General features: G+C 54.0%; 14 protein-coding genes. 4 read left to right on the top strand and 10 right to left on the bottom strand.

Annotated features, from left to right (window positions below):
* Positions 1 to 178 precede the first annotated feature (178 nt).
* The 3 genes from CE153_RS08225 to CE153_RS08215 all read left to right on the top strand — a co-directional run bounded on the left by CE153_RS08225 (position 179) and on the right by CE153_RS08215 (position 5,196).
* Positions 179 to 1,492 (top strand): chitinase, encoded by a 1,314-nt coding sequence (locus CE153_RS08225; protein WP_099595843.1) that lies wholly within the window; start codon positions 179 to 181, stop codon positions 1,490 to 1,492.
* 98 nt (positions 1,493 to 1,590) lie between these two features.
* The gene (locus CE153_RS08220) at positions 1,591 to 4,047 is read left to right on the top strand and encodes an EAL domain-containing protein (RefSeq protein ID WP_099595842.1); all 2,457 of its coding nucleotides are present in this window, start codon (positions 1,591 to 1,593) and stop codon (positions 4,045 to 4,047) included.
* Between the two features lie 132 nt (positions 4,048 to 4,179).
* Positions 4,180 to 5,196 (top strand): LacI family DNA-binding transcriptional regulator, encoded by a 1,017-nt coding sequence (locus tag CE153_RS08215; protein WP_180753462.1) that lies wholly within the window; start codon positions 4,180 to 4,182, stop codon positions 5,194 to 5,196.
* Between the two features lie 80 nt (positions 5,197 to 5,276).
* Here the strand turns inward: CE153_RS08215 and CE153_RS08210 are convergent, their stop codons facing one another.
* The 10 genes from CE153_RS08210 to CE153_RS08165 form a co-directional block, all read right to left on the bottom strand.
* Complete coding sequence (locus CE153_RS08210; RefSeq protein WP_099595840.1) at positions 5,277 to 6,632, bottom strand: N-acetylglucosamine-6-phosphate deacetylase; 1,356 nt, start codon at positions 6,630 to 6,632, stop codon at positions 5,277 to 5,279.
* Positions 6,633 to 6,922: 290 nt separating this feature from the next.
* Positions 6,923 to 7,735 (bottom strand): glucosamine-6-phosphate deaminase, encoded by an 813-nt coding sequence (gene nagB, locus CE153_RS08205; RefSeq protein WP_099571539.1) that lies wholly within the window; start codon positions 7,733 to 7,735, stop codon positions 6,923 to 6,925.
* Positions 7,736 to 7,803: 68 nt separating this feature from the next.
* On the bottom strand, positions 7,804 to 9,816 hold the full coding sequence (locus CE153_RS08200) for a beta-N-acetylhexosaminidase (protein ID WP_099595839.1): 2,013 nt from the start codon (positions 9,814 to 9,816) through the stop codon (positions 7,804 to 7,806).
* A 99-nt stretch (positions 9,817 to 9,915) separates the two neighbouring features.
* Positions 9,916 to 10,836: an ROK family protein gene (locus tag CE153_RS08195; protein ID WP_099595838.1), complete on the bottom strand. Its 921-nt coding sequence runs from the start codon at positions 10,834 to 10,836 to the stop codon at positions 9,916 to 9,918.
* A 109-nt stretch (positions 10,837 to 10,945) separates the two neighbouring features.
* A complete protein-coding gene (locus CE153_RS08190) occupies positions 10,946 to 11,905 on the bottom strand; it encodes a carbohydrate ABC transporter permease (RefSeq protein ID WP_099595837.1) in 960 nt (319 codons plus the stop codon).
* A complete protein-coding gene (locus CE153_RS08185) occupies positions 11,902 to 12,846 on the bottom strand; it encodes a carbohydrate ABC transporter permease (RefSeq protein WP_072043673.1) in 945 nt (314 codons plus the stop codon). The genes CE153_RS08190 and CE153_RS08185 overlap by 4 nt, the downstream gene beginning before the upstream one ends.
* Positions 12,847 to 13,120: 274 nt before the next feature.
* Positions 13,121 to 14,428, bottom strand: coding sequence for an ABC transporter substrate-binding protein (locus CE153_RS08180; protein WP_099595836.1), 1,308 nt, complete (start codon positions 14,426 to 14,428; stop codon positions 13,121 to 13,123).
* A 536-nt stretch (positions 14,429 to 14,964) separates the two neighbouring features.
* Complete coding sequence (locus CE153_RS08175) at positions 14,965 to 16,788, bottom strand: glycoside hydrolase family 13 protein (RefSeq protein ID WP_099595835.1); 1,824 nt, start codon at positions 16,786 to 16,788, stop codon at positions 14,965 to 14,967.
* A gap of 31 nt (positions 16,789 to 16,819) precedes the next feature.
* Entirely contained in the window at positions 16,820 to 17,833 is a 1,014-nt protein-coding gene (locus tag CE153_RS08170) for a LacI family DNA-binding transcriptional regulator (protein ID WP_039199446.1), read from the bottom strand.
* Positions 17,834 to 17,841: 8 nt separating this feature from the next.
* Positions 17,842 to 19,182, bottom strand: coding sequence for an ABC transporter substrate-binding protein (locus CE153_RS08165; protein ID WP_099571543.1), 1,341 nt, complete (start codon positions 19,180 to 19,182; stop codon positions 17,842 to 17,844).
* 865 nt (positions 19,183 to 20,047) lie between these two features.
* On the opposite strand from CE153_RS08165, the gene CE153_RS08160 reads away from it, so the two are divergent.
* A complete protein-coding gene (locus CE153_RS08160; RefSeq protein WP_374110568.1) occupies positions 20,048 to 20,977 on the top strand; it encodes a carbohydrate ABC transporter permease in 930 nt (309 codons plus the stop codon).
* Positions 20,978 to 21,033: the final 56 nt, after the last annotated feature.

The following is a 21,033-nucleotide window of genomic DNA, read 5'->3' as shown; positions in this document are numbered from 1 at the left end:
CAGCCACATACTACACTCCCTTACTGTTAGCAAGATATAAGAGAGCCAGCGCACGAGAGGAATACCCAATCCCCCGTAAAATCACCCGCCTGCGCACTGAAGCCAAGCGGGGCATAGCCCGCTCGACCACCCGATGCCCCCATCGGCATGGTAGCTTGACGATTCTTGATGAAAGGGAATGATGAAACCCTTGTTTCCGGGAAGGCGATTTTCCTTCCTCCGATTGTTCATAGCGATACTGTGCATCGCGCTCGTTGCTGCCGGCACATGGTCGTGGATCACCTTCACGCGAACGGCGGCTAAGAAATTGCCGGAACCCTGGTTCGGCGGCTATGTGGACGTGACCGCAACACCCTCATACGAGTTTGAATCCAAGGTAGGCAACGTCTACCGGAATGTGTCCCTCGGTTTCATCACCGCCGGCGACGGCTGCCAGCCCAGTTGGGGCGGCTACTACACGCTCGACGAGGCAGCCTCCACGCTTGATCTTGACAGCCGTATCGCGCAAACCTACAAAACCGACCGCACGGTAACCGTCAGCTTCGGAGGCCAGAACGGTACCGAACTGGCCGCCGCATGCACTGACGTCGACGCGCTTGCCGACGCATACCAGCAGGTGATCGACCGCTATCACATCACCTCGCTCGACTTCGATATCGAAAACAAGAATCTCGACGGCTACAGCGAAACTGCAACCCGGCGAGCGCAAGCCGTGGCAAAACTCATCGCCAATGAAAAAGCGAAAAATAAAGGAAAAGACGATACCAGTCACGATCTGATCATCAGCCTGACGCTTCCAGCTGACGCGAAAGGCCTTACAATGCAAGGAATGCAAACCGTGAATGCGTTTCTGGACGCTGGCGTAACGCTTTCCACCGTGAATCTCATGACCATGGATTTCAACGTGGCATCCACGTCAATCACACAATCCACCCTAATCAAAAGCTCATTGAACGCGGCCCACGCGCAATACAAAACCTTGCTGTACAGTCGCGGCAAACTCTTCAGCGACCATCAGATCTGGGAACTGCTGGGAGCCACCGTGCTCATCGGCCAGAACGACACCAAAAACGAGTATTTCACGCTCGACAATGCGCGCGAAATCAACACGTTCGCACTAGAAACAAGCCTGGGCCACTTAAGCATGTGGTCGCTGAATCGCGACCAGCAATGCGGCGAAAACTATACGAACACAAACACGCTCAAAACATTCTGCAGCGGCATGAAACAGACGGACGGCGAATTCGCCACCACCTTGGGCTCGGGCTTCCGAGGCACACCGGGCACGCTCGTCGATTTCGACAATGCACGTTGGAATTCCTCGCAGCAGGCCTACCCCACATGGGAGCCAGACGTACTGTACAAGCAAGGCGACAAGGTGATCTGGAACGGCGATATCTACGAATCGTTGGGCAACAACGAAAACGAGCAGCCGGACAGCGCCGAGGAAGGCACGAACGCACCGTGGCGCATTATCGGACCGGTGCTGTAGCCGGCGGCAACGCAAGCAAGCACAAGCAGACATAGGCAGGCAGACGTCACTTCTTCAGCAAGAAGCAACGTGAAACAAGGGAACGAAATCAGGCAATCATGACATCGAAGCAATCAAAGCATCAGGCAATCAACAGCAGCCAGCCAAAAGACGGTATCAGAAAACCAGCCAGAATCACCATTCTGGCCATCATCTATGCGTTGTGCATTGCGGCCGCAATCGCATTCCATGCGCAGGAAGGCGTGCAGCAACTTATGGAAGACCCTGCGCGCATCTGCATATGGTCGCTGTGTTTTCTGCTGTGCCTGATCTACCACAAAAAGCGTTCGTCGTATCGCGTTGCCGCCGAACACACCGTGCTGCCACCGTTGACCGTCATACTGCTGGTAACCGGCTATTTCCCCAACGTGGCCATGTTCCTGATCATCGTTACCATCATCACGTCGATCATCACCGCACGCAGTCTGAAAATCGGCATTCTTCACGCCGGAACCACACTTGCGCCAATCCCACTGATCAAAATATTATTTGCGAATACTTCTCACGTACTGTCGATTATTATCAGACAGAATTCCGTCAATGCTGCGATTAATCCTTATCAATTTCAGCATTGGTTGCTGCCATTACTGATTATGACTGCTGCAGTGCCGATTATTCGATTGATTTGTGATATTGTAACGTTCTTTTTTGTACAAATTCCGATTCGTAAAGCCATGCACGAGTATTCGCTATCTCACATTCTTGCCATGGCTTTGGCTGATTTGATGGCGATTGTGTGGATTCCCGAAATTCTGGAGTTCGCCAATATTGGCTCGGATACTGCCACCGTGCTTTCCGTGTTCATGCTGGCACTGATCGCCTGCTCGCTGTTGCTGATGACGGTCGATACGATGAGCCGGCTCGCGCGATCCCGAAGTGCGTTGAAATGCATAGCGAATGTGAGTGACGCGCTGCCGTTGCCGAATCAAGTTCCGGAAGAGACCGTGGCAAGACGCATTAATCGTGGTCTCACCCGCATGCGCTGTTTCATCAGCAATGCAAACAATCTTGATAAAAGAGGGTATTCCTACCGCTATTCCGCGCCTATTTCCACCGGCTCGCGACAGTATTATCTCGCGACGGAACGCAGTATTTGGAATCGTCCGTTCATGTCGACCGACGAGACGATATTGCTCACCTGCGGCGAAATACTTACTGAATCGTTACGCGTGAACAAGGAAGTGACGCTGCTGCGCACCGAATCGGAAACGGATACGCTGACTGGAGCACTCACGTATCGTGCGTTCATCGGGCATTTGAAGAGCCTGCAAACCGAGAATGTGCATAATCTGGTTGCCGTGGTGTATTTCAGCGTGGAGCATTTGCGCACCGTCAACGAACATTATGGACGCAAAATCGGCAATGCCGTGCTGCGATCCGTGGGCATGCGTTTAAGCCAGCTGCTGCCGGAAAACGCCACGCTTTCGCGCGTGAACGGCGCGGAATTCGCCATGATCGTAACCGATGTGACGTCAACCAGTGGTGTGGAGGAGTTGGCCACACGCATGCGCAATCTTGCCGTCATGCCGGTGTATACCGAAGAAGGCGAGGTTTCCGTGGACGTGTCGAGCAGCATTTCGTTCTCGAACGCGACGGACGGGTTCGCCGTGCTGCTTGCCGATGCGAGCGCGCACATCTACGAGTCGGAGAGCTCCAATCTGCCCGTAGTCGACGGCATGACGTCCACGCTCGCCGCGCAGAATGGTTCGGGAGACTATTTCAACGCTTCCGACGTGCTTCGTCATGCGATCGAAGACAACACGATTTCCGTGCTCTACCAGCCGATTTTCGATGTGAATACGAAACGTATCACTTCGCTGGATACGATTGTGCGCGTGCATGACGCGAAGGGCCGTACGCTGGCACCGTATTTCGTAACGGCTGAAGCGCATCGTCTCAACATGAGCGTGCAGCTGACGCTCGACGTGCTGGAAACCTGCGTGAAAGACATGACCGCGTTCCGCAAGGTGGCACCCGAATTGGATATTGTGGACATTTGCATGAATGGTTCGGAATTAGGCGCATCCATCTTCCACGAGCGCTTGGAGCAGTTGACTCATGAGCAGCCACAGCTGCGTTTCGGTCTGCAGTTGGGATCGCATGCCATTCATGTGGCGCATGATGAAGTTGATGATGAGGTTGCCGATCTTGCCGCTTTGTCGAACGTCGAGTTGGGTTTGACCAATGCTGGCACCACGTATTCGGAGGTTGCTGCGTTCGCGCATCTTCCGTTGGATTTCGCACGATTCGACAAGACGGTGGTTCGCGATTTCCATACGCCTCGCGCGAAGCAGATCATGCAGCGCACGTTGGATATTTCGCGCGACAGCGATGCGTTCTATGTGGTGTTCGATGGCGTGGAGTCCTTGGATCAGGTTGAGTTCATCCGTTCCATCGGAGGCACGCTTGCGGAGGGCACACTGTTGAGCAACGCCATGAGTGCCAACGAGTTCCTCATGCGCCTCGAAACCATGGGCACTTCATTGCCCGAAGCCGTCCCGAGGCAAGCTGAGTAAAGAGGATTCTCGTTTGATGCACGATTGCTTTATCTCGTAAAACGCTTAGAGGGAATACGGCAGGATGGAGGCATATATGCTAAATTAATTAGTAAATGTGTTTAGCCAACGATGGCTTCGAGGAGGATTCGAATGGCCACTATCAGAGAGATAGCGAAACGGGTAGGTTTCTCCCAAGCCACTGTTTCGAGGGTTTTGAAGGACGATCCCACCTTTTCGGTGAAGGATTCCACCCGCGAGAAGATTCTAAACGCTAGTCTGGAAATGGGGTACAAGAACGTACCGCAATATCAGCGCATCACCATTCCGCAGGATGTCGCGATTCTCGACAATGTCGTTCCCGACGAGGGTTTGCAGGACGTGTATTTCGACGAGTTGCGCGAAGCGCTCGTCAAACATGCTGAAGAGCAACGCATGAACGTAACCATGCATGAGGACGTGGATTCGCTGATCGCCAATGCCGACAAATACGCCGGATTCATTTCGATCGGCCCATCGCCATTGGATCGCAAGACGCTGCACCTCCTGCATAGGAAGCTTCCACACGGCGTATTCATCGACATCAATCCTGCGCCGGAATTGTTCGATTCAGTGCAACCCGATTTGGAACAGACCATATTGGATGCAATTGACGCGCTTACGACATCCGGCTGCTCGCGAATCGGTTTCATAGGCGGCTTGGGCAACATTATGGGCGAGCATGAATATCCGGAAGATATTCGTACGTTCGCATTCCGCAATTGGACGCTACGTTTGGACTTGGACGTGCAGGGATTGGTGTATGCGAATGGCCCATTCACTGTGGAAAACGGCCGTTTGCAGGGGCGTCAGTTACTGCAGGATCATGCGGACGATCTGCCCGATGCAGTGATCGTTGCAGCCGACCCATTGGCGGTTGGCGTGCTACAGGCGTTTGCCACCGAAAATGTGATAGTGCCACAAGATATCAAAGTAATCAGCATCAACAATCAGGAGATCGCGAAATACACATCTCCCGCATTGTCGTCGTACGACATTAGCCAGGACGAACTCGCGAAAGCCGCAGCGCTCATGCTTGCCGAAGCACTGACCGCGAATCGCACGATCAGCCAGCATATGCGAATCTCCACCTGTCTCGTCGCACGCGACAGTTTCACCCCGCAAGACTGAAAACAAAAACTTGAGATACAGCAAGGACCGGCATCCTGTTACGGAGCCGGTCCTTGCAATTACGTTTCAACAATCACGCCTCAACGAAGAGGGTGGGCGGCGCACCAGACGTGAGAGACGGAACAAGTGGCGGGGTCGAGCAGAAGCACATCGGCAGCGTAGCCGGGGGCTAGCAGACCGAGCGGCTTCTTGGTGACCGGGTTCGCACGGTCGAAACCGAATGCTTTGGCCGGAGTCAATGTGGCGGCTTCCACTGCGTCGGTGGGCGCGAATCCTAATTCGAGCACCGCACGCTGAACAGCCTTTTCCAATGTCAGCGTGGAACCGGCAATCGCACCATTCGACACGAGCCGAGCGTGACCATCAATCACATCCACATCCAACGCACCCAGCAAATAATGACCATCCGGGCAATCGGTGGCAGCCATGGCATCGGTTACGAATGCCGTGCGATGCGGTGCGAAACCGAATCCCAAACGCACCATCGGATCCTGCACATGAAAACCATCATTGATCAGCTCGATAGTGACGCGCGGATCTTCAACGGCAGCCGGAATCGGACCTGGCTTACGATGATGCAAGCCATTCATCGCGTTGAACATGTGCGTCATAATGCCAGCACCCGCATTAAAACCCTTGCGAGCGGTCGCATAATCGGCATCGCAATGCCCTACCGCAGGAACCACTCCGGCCGCTGCAAAACGACGAATCGCATCAATACCGTGAGGCAATTCGGGCGCAATGGTAATCTGCCGCAAACAGCCGTCTGCCGCTTGCAAAAGACGATCAACATATTCGGGAACCGGATCCTTCAAGCATTCCGGATCATGCGCACCTTTGCGAGACAACGCGAGGAACGGACCTTCCAAATGCGCGCCAAGAATGTCAGGGCGAGCATTCATCATGCCACGCACGGTTTGAAGATTGGCGCACATCACATCAAGCGGATTGGTGATCAAACTGAGCACTTGGCGGGTGGTGCCGTGCATCATATGACCTGCGCGAGCCGTGCGTATGCCTTGCACGCCATCATCGAAGGAGCTCCCCCACGAACCGTGCGCATGAATGTCGACGTAACCGGGAGTCATCATGCAGCCTGCAGCGTCGGTTACGGAACCGGTCGAACCGGTCATGGAATTTCCGGAACCAGCCGAACTGACCGAACCGGAATCAGCATCGGCACCAACTGCAGCCTCCGCATCCAAACCGACGCTTGCGCAAGCCGCAGCAAAATCATCGTCCCGATTACCAGTCGCGATAATCGCACTACCATCGGAAACTATCCAATAATGTTCCGCAACACCTCGCGCATCGACTTTGCGCGCATTGTGAATCGCAAACGGGCGGGCCGACTGCGCCAACGCAATGTCCACCTCATTCGCAAAACGCTCCCGAGACTGTTCCATATTCAAACCTTCCGACTCACTTCCAGCCATATTCCTCAATTAGCATCCAATTCTTCCAGTCAGTGGAAGAATTGCCCCGCCGACAAGCCCATCAGCGTCCAAAAACCTCCAGTCGGTGGAGAAATCCTCCCGCTAACAGCCACCTCAGAGTCCCAATTCCTCCAGTCACTGGAAGAATCCGGACGGCGAAATACCCTCGTACTGTCCAAAAACTTCCAGTGAGTGGAAGAATCATCCCGATGACAGGCCGAAAAGCGTCCAGAATATTCCAGCGAATGGAAGAATCCGGACGCTAGCGGACACCGACTGCAGAGCAGCAATCAGATGTGCTGCCAAGAGGGCTTGTGAGCGTAGGCGTAACGGTAATAGTCCTTGTGACGTAGGCGGCTCGCAGCCTCTTCGTCCACAATAATGGTGGCGTGCGGATGCATTTGCAACGCGGACGCCGGGCAGAACGCGCTCACACCACCCTCCACCGTTTCGGCCACAGCTTCAGCCTTGCCTGATCCGAAGGCAAGCAGCACCAAGTGACGAGCCTTGAGAATCGTACCAATGCCCTGCGTGATGCAATGCGTAGGCACCTTGTTGATGTCGTCGTCAAAGAATCGAGCGTTGTCGATGCGTGTCTGTTCAACCAGCGTTTTGACACGCGTGCCGGAAGCAAGCGATGATCCCGGCTCGTTGAAACCGACATGCCCATCCGTACCAATGCCCAGAATCTGCACGTCGATGCCACCAGCCTCTTCAATTGCCCTGTCGTAGGCAGGTCCGGCAGCCGCAATGCGTTCGCCGTCGCTCAGCGGCGCCCCGTCAAGCACGTCACCAGGCACGTGCACCAAATCAGGGTTCAGTCCAAGCGGTTCCACAACAGTGCGGTGAATGGTGGAATGGTACGACTGCGGGTGATCAAGTGGCAATCCCAAGTATTCGTCCAATGCGAAACCGCGCACCTGCGATACGTCAATATGCTCGCTGTGTACAATGCGTGCGAGCGACTGGTATGCGGCGAGCGGACTGGATCCAGTTGCCAGACCCAATACCGCATTCGGCTTGGTTTTGATGAGATCGGCGACTGAACGGCCGTAAATATCGCCCGCTTCGCGCTCGTTTTTCACGATGATGACTTCGGTCATGATGTTCCTTTCATTGAACTTGGATTGGCGTTTTCGTTTGCTGATTACTTGAGAATTTGTTTGATGATTTATTTGCTGATTCGCCGCAACTCGTCGGCCGCTTTCCACACGGTTTCCTGAATGCGATGCAGTTCCGATGGTTGACTCGTCACAGCCCATTCCTTCGCATAGGCCTCGCACCAGCATTCGAGATCGCGTGCCAGCGCGCAGCAGTCGGAGGGCTGCTGATCGTCAACGTCATGCGCATCACGCACGTCATGCGCGCCGGCGAGCGCGAATCCCACTCGATTGAGCAACAGCTGGCCTTCCATGGCGATACGCACGGCAGCTGCAATGCCCGGCTTTCCTATATGCGCCATAATCGGCGCAATTTCAACCATGCATTGCTGCAGCTTACGATTGGCTTGCGGAATTCGTTCGATTGTCGTTGCCATATTGCGCATCATGCGATCGCGCGCCTCACGCAAAGTCAATGCGTTTCCCTGATTGGCAAGACGCTCGGTCAAGCATGGGATAGTTTGCGCAACATCGGTATTGCAATTTCCCGTACCATCATCCAATTCGAGATATTCCACAAGCTCACGCCAAGTGAATACGGCTTGCGCGGAAGCGCTACGGAGCAATGTGACGAACCGTGCGCTGCAATCGTCATATTCGACGCGCGAAATACGCGCGAGCAAATCATTTTCGGCACTATTTTCGTCAGTATCTCCAACAATATTTTCTGTTGGATTCCACGCATATTGCGCACCGAATATCATGCCAGGCACGGCCATGCGCGGATCGTTGACATGCCCAAAATCGCCCCAATCGGTGACGAGCATGCCTTCCGCACCGCAGTCGCGGCCGTATCGTGCGATGCGTGCAATGTTGTTCCACGCGTCGTCGACGCGAGGGAGCAGCGCATTCCACCCCCATACGGCCGGGCATACGATTTGTTTGGCTCCGGCTTTCGCCACAAGTTGGATTTTCTCGTCGGTCGCTTTCGGTTCGTACTGCCAGTTCAGCAGGGTGACGTTGTTTGGCAGGGTTTCGAGAATTTCCGGCATTTCAATGGCGATGTCTCCCCAAAACATGGGCTCATGGCCTTGCTGGGAAAGGTGTTCGCAGAGTTTGCCCACGTATGTTGCGTACAACGTTGCGACGCCTACGCGTTGAGCTTCCTGCTTCGACTTGCCTTTGCCGAGGTCGAAGGTTTCGTCGGCGCAGATATTGAATCGTTTCGTGCGGAAAAGTTGCAGGTACGAATCGACCAGTTGCGTGGAGAATGCGAAGGCTCGATCGTCGGCGACGTTGAGCGTGTGGTGCCTCATGCGTTCGATGAAGCTGAACGGCCGGTCTGCGCCTTCGGGGAATTCGCCGAGTTCGCGCAGTTCCTGCGTGCGCATCGCAACGTATTGGTGACCGAACGTGGAGACTGACGGCACGAGTTCGATGCCAAGGTTCGCACAGTATTGGTCGAATTCAAGTATGTCTGCCGGCGTGAGCGGGCTTGAACCACGCCACGTTTCACTCATGCCGTCGAATGCGAACGTATGCTCGATGTAAAGCTGCAATTGGTTGTATTTGTAAAGGCAGAGTTTGTCGGCCCACTGTTTGAGCCATGCGAGCGTTGGCACACGACCGCGCGTCGCATCCAAGTAATATCCCCTGATCTGATATGCGGGAGCATCTTCGATCTGCAGTACTGGCAGCACGGCACCGTTTTGCCGTATGAGTTGACGCAGGGTCTGCACACCGTTGCGCACACCTTCGAAATCGTAACCGGTAATCGCAATACCGTCAGTATCGATAGTCAGCGTATATGCACCGGGAATGCCATCTTCTTCCGCCGCGCCCGAATCCGCAATATGCAAGCTGATGAATCCAGGCCACATACAACCCGTCGCGTAATCCCAATCAAGCCCTGTCACGGAACGTATGTCGGCAACAAGCTGATGTGCAAGCAGATAATCACCATCGCCAATTGCAATGGATTCGTTCACACGACCCGCGTAGGGCAGCGATACCACGCCTTCGCCGACCGTCATGCTGTTCGGTTCGGGAATGATCGCCCATTCGCGGGTATTCTCATTTGTCATCGATTTGCCTTTCAGCTTTCTGAATTCGCCGTTTTACGCGGATTATTGTGCGATTACCTGCGACTTGTTGCACGTCGCTTACATTGTTTGGTTTCCCAGCTATGCTCGTTTTGCTGCGAGCGCAGCACCGATTGCGCCGATTGGTTTATCGACCGCTGCGATTCTGATTTTCGATGCGATGTCGAGTGTGTTCAGGAATCGGCAACCTTCTGCCCTGCGGCTCAATTCGGCTTGAATGACTTCGATCAGATCATTGCCGGTTTTCGCCATGCCTCCGCCGATGATGATACGTTGCGGATCATAGGCTTGGGCGACGATTTGGATGACGTCCCCCATGCCGTGCGCCACTTTGCCGAGCACGTCGTTGGCATGCTCGTCTCCTTGCCGCGCTTTGCGGATGAGGTCAGGCATGGGCGGGTTTGCGGAGGGCCAGAGTTTTGCCACGGCTCCGCCGGATGCCACGGTTTCCAAGCATCCTCGCTGTCCGCAGGGGCATGCGAATCCATTCGGGTCGATGGGAAGATGCCCAATTTCGCCGATGCATCCGCTGTACCCGTGTTCGGCTTGCCCGTCGCGTACGATCCCTGCGGCCAGGCCGGTGCCGAAGTTGAGGAACACCACGGTTGCGTTGCCGTCTACGTGTTCCACGAATTCCGTGGCTCCGACCGCAGCCGCGTTCACATCGTTTTCTACGTGAACCGGAACGTGCATAATCTCACTGATGCGTTCGCCGAGTTCCAAGGTTTCGATGCCGAGATTGACAACGTTGCGCACCTGTCCAGTTGCGCAGTTCACCTGTCCTGGAATGCCAATGCCGATGGGCAACGGTTCGTTGGAGAGTGTACGTGCGACGCGCACGATGTCGGTTACAACGTTGTTTTCGCCGGAATGCGATGGCATACGGCAAACGTCGACGACGCGGTCTGTTGCGTCGAGCAGCACACCTTCGATTTTTGTGCCGCCGATGTCGATACCGATGCATCCTTGCTCACGATTATTGCGATGCAGTTTTGCGTCCATTGCATATACCTGCCTGAAATAGGATAGGTGCCCGGATTGCGGTTGTTCCGTTGCTCCGGGCACCCGTGCGCAGCATTTACGCCACGCACGGAGTTAGATGGATACCTGATCAGCCCTTGACCGCGCCTGCCGCAAGACCTGCCTGCCAGTAGCGCTGCAGACCGAGGAAGAGCACGATCACCGGCAGCACGCCGAGCAGTGCGCCCATCATCAGCGATCCGCGATCGTTGAAGGTGGCGAGCGATACCATGCCGTACAGGCCGAGCGTAACCGGCTTGAGGGTATCGGAGGAAACCATCATCAACGGCAGCAGGAAGTTGTTCCACGTTCCTACGAAGAGGAACAGGAAGATGGTCACCATGGCTGGGGCGAGCAGGCGGAGCACGATGGTGAAGAAGATTCTTGCTTCACCGGCACCGTCGATGCGTGCCGCTTCCAAGAGTTCGTTCGGCACGGAGGTTTGCGCGTATACGCGCCCTAAGAAGAAGCCGAATGGCGAAACGCAACACGGGATGATGATCGCCAGCATGGTGTTGGTCAGGTGCAGTGCGTGGAAAATGGAGTACTGCGGAATGGTGAGTAGTGCGACCGGCATCAGCATGCATCCCATGACCACGCCGATGGCGATGACCTTACCTCGGAAGTTGAATTTTGCGGTGGCGTAGCCGGCCATCACCGAAATGATTGTGCCGATCAGTGCGGAAACTCCGGAGTAAATCAGGGAATTCAGCACCCAACGCCAGAATTGACCACGGGTCCATCCCATGAGCTTCGAATAGTTGGTGGCGATGGCGTCGGGAATCTGGTCAAGTCCGACGGCAAACCACAATCCGTTGCTGCTAGTCAGCTGCGATGGGGTTTTGGTGGATGCGATGATAGCCCAGTAGATCGGGAACAGGAAGTAGATGAGTGCTACGACGAGCACGATTACGGTAATGGTTTTGGCAATCGGCGATGGGCGCATGGAGCGTGGCAGATCATGCTCGGCTGCTTCACGCTGCTTCTCCATCATGCGTTCCGCCTTTCTGCGGGCGCGTTCGTCTTTTCTTGTTTCGACTGCGGTGCTCATTGCTCGTTCGCCTTCCTCTCGACCAGTGCGTAGACCATGGCGAGAATGCCTGCGATCAGTGCCATAACGATGGCGACCGCCGATGCAGGTCCGTCGCCGCCTGGGGTCAGTGTGCCTTGGGATGTGTTCATGGCCATCATCATTGGCGTATAGGTTTTGGAAATGCCTGGATCGGCGGTCTGCATGATCTGCGGTTCGTTGAATAGCTGGATTGTGCCGACGATGGACAGCAACATGGACAGCAGTGCCGCGGAACGCACGTTCGGCAGTTTGATGCGCATGGAGATCTGCCATCCGCTTGCGCCGTCGATGCGTGCGGCTTCGTACAGTTCATGTGGAATGGCTTGCAGTGCGGCCAAGAAGATCAGCATGTTGTAGCCGGTGAACGTCCATGTGGTGATGTTTGCCATGGAGGCGAGCACAATGTTCTTGCTGAAGAAATCAACGTTTATTCCGATGGCCGCAAGACCTTTGACAATCGGCGAAATCTGACCGTTATACAGGTACACCCAAATGATGGATGCAACCACACCTGGAATGGCGTACGGCAGGAAGTAGCCGAGACGGAAGCCCGTGATGTGCTTGACCACGAACGAATCGATGACCATCGCCAAAGCCAGCGCGATGACAATCATCAACGGAACCTGAATGAGGGTGTAGATCAGCACCCTGCCCACACCGGACCAGAAATCGCCGGACGTAAGCACATATTCGAAATTCTGGAACCCTACGAATTTATTCACCAATTCGCCGCCGCCGTAAGCGCCACCGCCTTCGGTGACCTGACGGAAGAAACTGGAGTAGATGGCATAGAAAATCGGGATGATGAATACGATGGCGAACAGTATGCCGAATGGCGCCATGAACGCCCATCCTGTTCGATTCTCGCGGCGTTGCGCTTCAGTGCGCTTTGGTTTCGCCGCTTGCGTTGTTGCAGTCATGATGTACCTATCTTTCGCATCGGATGCCACTCATCGTTGGTGGCATCTTTCACAGTTCGAATCGCCGTATCCAAATCTTCGTCACGGGAGAGGAGTGCCAGTTTCAGCCGCTCCGTCGAATCAGCTAGATCGATTCATAGGGAATATTCACGGGGAGGAATATTCGTAAGGAATGTTATGAACAACGGTGCGAAGCCGTGTGCCGCGTTGGCTCCACACCGTTGTTGGAAGGGTTATGGAATCAGAGCGGGTGATCTCTGACTCCATACGTCGATCACTTCGCTACAGACAGACCGTAGTTCTTGAGGGTGTTGATGGAGGTCTTCTGTGCCACAGGGAACACGTCCGCCACCTTACCGGAACCGTCGGTTGCCTTGTCGGCGGCTTCCTGCATAGCTGCGGCGACCGCGGAGTAGCCCGGCATGTAGTTGAATGCGACCATGTTGTCGTTGGCAGTAGCGAATTCCTTCATCACGTCCTGGCCACCGTAGAATTCGTTCCAGGATTCAGGGGTCTTCGCGGCTTCGGTGGAGGCTGCCACGATCAGACCCTGGGAGGTCAGATCCTCAACCTGAGTGTTGAACCAGTCGAGGAATTCCATGGCTTCGGCCTTGTGCTCGCAGCCCTTGAGCACTGCGACGCCAGAACCACCGTCAGGGCCGGTCTTGGTGCCATTGTCAAACCAATCGCCGACCTGGGCGACACGCCAGTCACCCTTACCGGTGTCTCCTGCGGAGTCCATGAATAGCGGAGCCTCCCAAGCGGCGCCGATGTTGCCGATCAGCGTGCCATCTTGCAGGGATGCGTCGAACGACGGCACCCAACGCGGGTTGGTCAGCGTGGCCTTGTTGTCGATCAGCTCCTGGAAGGTTTCGGCCACAGCCTTAGAACCGCTGCCGTTAGTGTTGACCACCCAAGCGTCATTCTTGACCGTGTACCACGGGTCGGAAGCATTTGCCAAACCTGCGAAGATGTTGCCGGCCTCATCGGCTTCGTAATCCATAATGTACTTGCCGGACGCGGCTGCGGTCTTTGCCGCTTCGATCAGCTCATCCTTGGTTTTGGGAACCTTGATGCCCAGCTCATCGAAAGCCTTCTGGTTGTAGAAGTACACAAGCGGACCGGTATCTTGTGGCAGGCCGTAGGTCTTGCCGTCAACCTGCATCATGGAATATGGGCCTTCGGCGAAGTCGCTCTTGTACTTCGCGGCCTCTTCGGTCACGTCTTCGAGCAAGCCCTTAGTGAACACCTCAGGCACTTCAGCGTAGCCGACCTGTGCAAGATCCGGAGCATTGCCGGCCTTGACATCGGTTTCAAGCTTCTTGATCATGTCTTGTGCGGCGCCATCGAACTTGGTGGCCTTGACCTGAATGTTCGGATGATCCTTGTTCCACTTGGCAACAATGTCTTTGACCAAGGTCATACCTTCGGAATCCGGAAGACGATGCATGTAGGTGAGGTGGACGACCTCCCCGGAATCCCCGCCGGTGCCGGCCGTATTGGAACCGCATCCTGCAAGACCCATGCACAGAGCCGCGAAAGAAGCTGCGCAAACCATCAAACGCTGAGTGTGGGATCGCATATCTCTCTCCTTCGTGAGATTATTCCGGCACCTTCTTGCGCCGGATAGTCACAGCATACATACGCGATTTCTTTTTGTCAAGTTCCCTTACATTTAATTCCTACATAAGCTACAAACAATGTCAAAAAGTTGCAATCTAGCCAAATATAGGGTATTCACAAAAGACAGAAATGCTTACATTTACATCCCGCAACAGTATTTAGTAATGCTTATTGACAATAAATACACAACGAAGCATCCGCTTGCATCGCGGCAAACTACAATATGTATCGACTCCACACAGGAAAGCGAGGACACCATGAGCGGCACGAGCCTGCGAAACTCAAATAGAGCTGAGCAGACATATAGTAACGTTGTAAAGCAAGTAAATTAGACGGCCCCGCACCAGCCAGTGTTCTCCAATTCACATTTGACGGACATCGACTTCCCCATTAAGAGACGCCACTCTGGGAGATAGCCACGCCCCTGACATTGACTTCATGTCCACACTCAACCAGGGTAAGGTCGAGTGTGAACATGAAGTCAGCTTGAGTCGATCAGAGCTGAATCGCGACTCCCTCCCAACGAGCGAGTTCGCCACGAGCGATCGACCTCACGCCATGCACGGCATCATAGGTGCTGAGCAGCACCTGCGACTCGTCCACGCCATTTCCGAGCAACCGCGCGACCTCCGCCGGCACCCGCGCCGTCCTACCGGTGAGGTTGACGACAACAAGAATCGTATCGTCGCCGCCGGTACGGGTGAAGGCATACACCTGCTCATCGTCGGCGTCCAGCAGATTCCACTCGCCTACCGCGACGGTCGCATTGTTGTGACGCATGGCGATGAGCTTCTTGTAGAACGTGTACACGGAATCCGGATCGTCGAACTCCTCGGCGGCGTTGATCTCCACATGGTTCGGGTTCACGCCGATCCACGGTTCCGTCGCCGCGTCGGGCGCGGTGAAGCCGGCGTACCTGGAGGCGTCCCACTGCATCGGCGTGCGCGAATTGTCGCGTCCGATGAGCGCGAGGGCCGCCATCATCGATTCCGGCGACTGGCATTTCGCCTCCTCCACGCGCTGACGGTAGGCGTTGACGGCCTCCAGGTCGCGGTACTGGTCCAGCCTGGTGAAGTGGGCGTTGGTCATGCCCAGCTCCTCGCCCTCGTAAATGTACGGGGTGCCGCGGTGCATGTGCAGCAGCATGCCGAACGCCTTGGCGCTCAGCTCGCGCGACTCGCGGTCGGTGTCGTCGCCCCAGCGGGAGACGACGCGGGGCTGGTCGTGGTTGCAGAAGAACAGGCTGGCCCAGCCGGCGTCCCTCACGGCCTCCTGCTGTCTGCTCATTCTATCTTGAAGTTTTTTAGGAGCAAAAGCGTGTGTATCCCATTTTGATTCGGGGGATTGATCGACACTGACGTGGTCGAACAGGAACAGCATGTCGAGTTCCTTGTGGGCCGGATTGGTAATAAACTCGTTGCGGGCCGGAGTGATGCCCGGCGCCTCGCCGACGTTCATGTAGCCCTCACGGCCCTCGAACACCTCACGGCGCATTTCAGCGAGGAATTCATCGAGCCGCGGACCATCGGAACAGAACGGGCTCGCGTTCGTGTATCCCTCTTCGCCTATCTCTCCTTCGGATAATTCCGAGTCGACCTCTCCGGGCAGCCGTCCGTGGCTATCGAGATATTTCGAGATCAAGGTGATCACGTCCATGCGGAAGCCGTCGATGCCGCGGTCCATCCACCAATTCATCATCTTGTAGACGGCCTTGCGCACTTCCGGATTCTCCCAATTCAAATCCGGCTGCTTCCTGGAGAACTGGTGGAGGTAGTATTCGCCGCGCTTCGGATCGTACTGCCAGGCGGAACCGCCGAAATAGGAACCCCACTGGTTCGGCTCGGCGCCCGGAGTGCCCGGCTCATGGCCCGGCCTGGCTGGACGCCACCAATACCAGTCGGCATGCGGGTCGTCCTTGTCGCGGGAGGCCTGGAACCAGGCATGCTCGTCGGACGTGTGGTTGACCACCAGATCCATCACGATCTTCAGACCGCGCCTGTGCGCCTCGGCGAGCAGCTCGTCCATGTCGTCGAGCGTGCCGAACAGCGGATCGATATCCTGATAGTCGGAGATGTCGTAGCCGTTGTCGTCCTGCGGCGACCTGTAGACCGGGGAGAGCCACAGCACGTCCACGCCGAGGTCGGCGAGGTAGTCGAGACGGCTGGTGATGCCCTTCAGATCGCCGACGCCGTCGCCGTTGGAATCCTGGAAGGAACGCGGGTAGATCTGGTAGACCACCGCGTTGGCCCACCACGGGTTCGGGGTCGCGCCGTTGGAACGCACGGCGTCGGGAAGGACGGAACGATTGAAATCAGTCATATCTTGTTTCCTTATTAAATCAAGTTCTTCATCAACGCGATGCTATGGATCCACGTTGCCTATATACGGGATGAATCAATGTTGCTTTTTCCTTTCCCTTTAGAGTTCCATCCATAAGCCGAACAAGCATGCTCATGCCCAGTTGACACAACTCTGCTGGCATTAAGGGAAATTCATCTATCCTCAGACGCTTGCCTATGGAATCTGTATATGTTCCCGCTGAAATCAGCGAAAGATCTTGAGGAATCTTCATTCCACGCTGCCGCGTCGCAGCAACAAGATTATTAAGGAACAATGGGCCGCCTTGAGTCACAATTGCTGTGTTCTCACTCGAGATGAACCTCTCAAGTAGGTTTTCGGCAGCATCGAAATCATCCTCGTCGGTAAACTCTTCATCTATATGAATCTTGTATCGCGCAGCAGCATCATGCATTGATGTCCTGAGTCGAATGAGGTAATTTGCACCTCCATTTCGTTCGTAATCAATCTCCTTCCCCCCTGCAAACAGAATTCTGCTGTGCCCATTACGACAAAGCGTTTGCATGATCATTTCACCCATTTCAATAAAATCGGTATCAATGCATGGCACATTTATTTCATTCATAGGATGTCCAATAGAAATGACCGGAATACTTGAAAGCTGAGCTAATTCAATTCGGGGATCATTCATAGTCACATCCATAAGAGCGACACCATCCACCATCCCAGTATCGATGATAGAGCGAAGCTGCTCATCTCCTGTTTCCTCAGTCAACAGCAACGTTTCATAGCCAAGTTGCCTGGCCGCTTTGAGAAAATTTAGAAAATAAGCACAATAATTGGTATAGCTGGTGGAATCATGGACGGGCGAACTCAGCGCGACGAAATGAGTCTCACCACTCAACGGAGCTGGACCACCGTTTTTCGCCAAGTAACCAAGTTCCCGCGCAGCTTGCAATACTCTCCGACGGGTATTTGCCCCTATGGGACGTTTCCCTGTCATCACATAGGAAACCGTGCTTATGGAAACTCCTGCGAGAGCCGCCACGTCCTTGATTCCAGCCATTGTTATCCTTATTCGTTCACAGTAAAGCCTTGGCTCTTTCCTTGCTCAACGAGCTTGTCCTGCCAAGCCTTCACACCTTCCTTCATTGTGGTCTGTCCCGTGTAAGCCGCCCCGACAGTGTCGGTGAAAACGCTTCGCGCATAAACGTCATAGGGCAGAAATTCGAACTTAGATGTGACACGCTTCGCAGCCTCGGCGAATTCAGCATTGAACTTCTCACCGCCAAAATAATCCACCGTGTCTCCATCGGAGTTCACCATAGTAGTCTGGCTAAGGAATTTATCGTTAGACATGGTCTTCAAATCAGCAGGAAAACCACCTTGGTCCACACGGGACATGATGGCATCAGAATTAGTGCTGGCAAATTCCATAAACTTGTACGCAGCATCCGCATTCTTGGATGACGACATCAGGGCAAGGGAGGAGCCGCCGTACTCAGAACTTACCTTCTCGCCGACGTTCCACGTTGGCATTTGAGCAATTCGCCACTTTCCAGCACCCTCCGAAGCATTGTTTAAAAACATGCCGGGAGCCCATGCAGCAGATATCACGCTCGCAAATTCTCCGGAACCAACTGAACGATACCAATCATCAGAACTATCTTTTGTCTTCGTTTCGATTAGTCCTTCATCAATCATCTTTTGCCAGAAGTCACAGAATTTCTGCACTCCTTTATCAGTAGTGAGTTTGACGGTAACCTTAGTGCCGTCTTTAGATGTGGAATATGGGTGTCCACCTGCTTGCCAGACCATTGCATTGAAGAATCCGGCGTTCCCTGGATCATTAGTAATATATGAACCAATCTGCTTAATCTTCTTTGCATCTTGATAGAACTCATCCCAAGTACTTGGCGGCTCAGAAATGCCAGCTTTGTCAAATACCTCTTTGTCATAGTAAAAAGCCATTGGTCCAGAGTCGACTGGCATACCATACATACCGCCATTGAAATTCACTGCATTCCAAGTACCTGGGGTGTAGAAATCCTTATATTTGGCAGTCCCATAGTCATTCAGATTTTTAAGAGAGCCCTTAATTACATACTCAGGAATCGCATAATATTCAATCATGGCTATATCCGGAATTCCACTGCCAGCTTCCAAAGCATTATTCAGAGCTTTGTATTCATCTTTACCACTACCGGCATTGGTAAATTTGATGACAATGTTAGGGTTTTTCTTCATGAAAACCTTAGCATTAGCTTTAAGATTGTTATCCCAAGCCCAGACATTAACAACCGTCTTACCGCTCCCATCGGGAGTTTCCGACTGAGTTGTTCCACACGCTGCCAATGGAACAACCATCGCCGCAGCACCGCAGAGAGCAATTATTTTTCCTAATGAGAACCTCATTGTTTCCCTTCTTTCTATTGAGCAGCAGTGGCATGATCCTTGCTTTTGGCGCCCTTGCTTGTAGTCTGCATCTTAAAACCGAAGGATTATGACTGACAAATAATTTCGATGATTTCGACGATTTCAATAATCAAGGCACTCACCATAACAGACACGCGCGGCTGCATCACGCAACGGCCAACACAATTGATGATCCATTGTCTAAAGAACGAGAAAGTCACATTAGCGAATATAGTGCTGTCCCGAGGAATGTGCCGCGTCTAAAAGCACATACATCGTCATATGATCGGACACTTCAACGCTTTACTAAGAAGTCAACACAGACCGGAAAAACCTACAACGTAAATCAACAGCGATGTCGCCAATAACAGCTCTGCTATATATTTCTATCAACAAATTGCCTGGAATATGTGCCAAATTGCAACCCCGGCGGTTCAGCTATCATGCGCTGAACCATCAACTTCGTAGGCCCTCACACGATACAATCGCGCGTGCCTGTTCTGGTGAGTGCCTTGATTATTGAAATCGTCGAAATCATCGAAATTATTTGTCAGTCATAATCCTTCGGTTTTAAGATGCAGACTACAAGCAAGGGCGCCAAAAGCAAGGATCATGCCACTGCCGTTCAATAGAAAGAAAGGAAAAAGAATACCATCGGGTGTCCTCGAAGGCATGAACCGTACCGCCCGATCATCGAAATCTGAATTTCTTCAGTCCAACGATCGGGGTGCGATTCATCAAGGCTCCACCGTGGAGTGAAAGTACAGGCGCGAAAGGGATGCTTTCCCATCCACACCTGTTTCACACTCGGAAATCTTTGCGCGGCAATCAAAAACAATCAAAAAATGTCTCGAAGGAGAGAATGATGTCAGCAACGGAAGTTGTTGCCAATATGCCACTGCATTCGGCAACCGTGCGTGTCAATAAACACAAGGCGGATTGGCGTGGTTGGAAGTTTATGTGGCCGTTCGCGTTGGTGTTCGTGTTCGTGTTCGTGATCCCGATCCTGTACGCGGTCTACATCAGCTTCTTCCAGAAGCAGATGATCGGCGGCACGAAGTTCGTGGGAATCAGCAACTACATTCGTCTGTTCCACGACCAGCAGTTCTGGAGCTCAGTCGGCAGGGTCGCGCTGTTCACCTGCGTGCAGGTGCCGATCATGCTGTTCCTGTCGGCGGCGATGGCTTTGGCTTTGGATTCCATGAAGCTGCACGGCGCGAAGTTCTTCCGCATCAGCACGTTCCTGCCGTACGCGGTGCCGGCCGTGGTGTCGACTTTGGTGTGGGGCTTCATGTACGGCGCGAAATACGGTCTGGTCGGCTCCCTGAACGACTGGTTGGGCACGAACCTCGACGTGCTGAGCCCAAGCGTGCTGCTCGCTTCGATCGGCAACATCGTGACCTGGGAGTTCACGGGCTACAACATGCTGATCTTCTACAGCTCGCTGTCCACGATCCCGCACTCGCTGTACGAGGCCGCCAGCATTGACGGCGCGAGCGAATGGCAGATCATCAAGTCCATCAAGCTGCCCGAATTGAAGGGATCGCTCGCGATCACGGTGATCTTCTCGATCATCGGCTCGTTCCAGCTGTTCAACGAGCCGAGCATTCTGCAGAACATGGTGCCTGGCAACTCGATCACCACGTATTACACGCCGAACATGTACGCGTACAACCTGAGCTTCGCGGGCAACCAGTCGAACTACGCCGCCGCCTTGGCGATCACGATGGCCGTGATCACGATGGCGATCGCGTACGCGGTGCAGCTCAACAGCATGAAGGAGCAGATGAAGTAACGCCTTGGGGCGTACGTCATCTGCATAGGACACGGATTTTTCAAGGAGCATAACAA

The organism is Bifidobacterium sp. N4G05, assembly GCF_002742445.1.
GTDB classification, from domain to species: domain Bacteria; phylum Actinomycetota; class Actinomycetes; order Actinomycetales; family Bifidobacteriaceae; genus Bifidobacterium; species Bifidobacterium hominis.
This window is presented reverse-complemented; position numbering and strand designations above follow the sequence as displayed.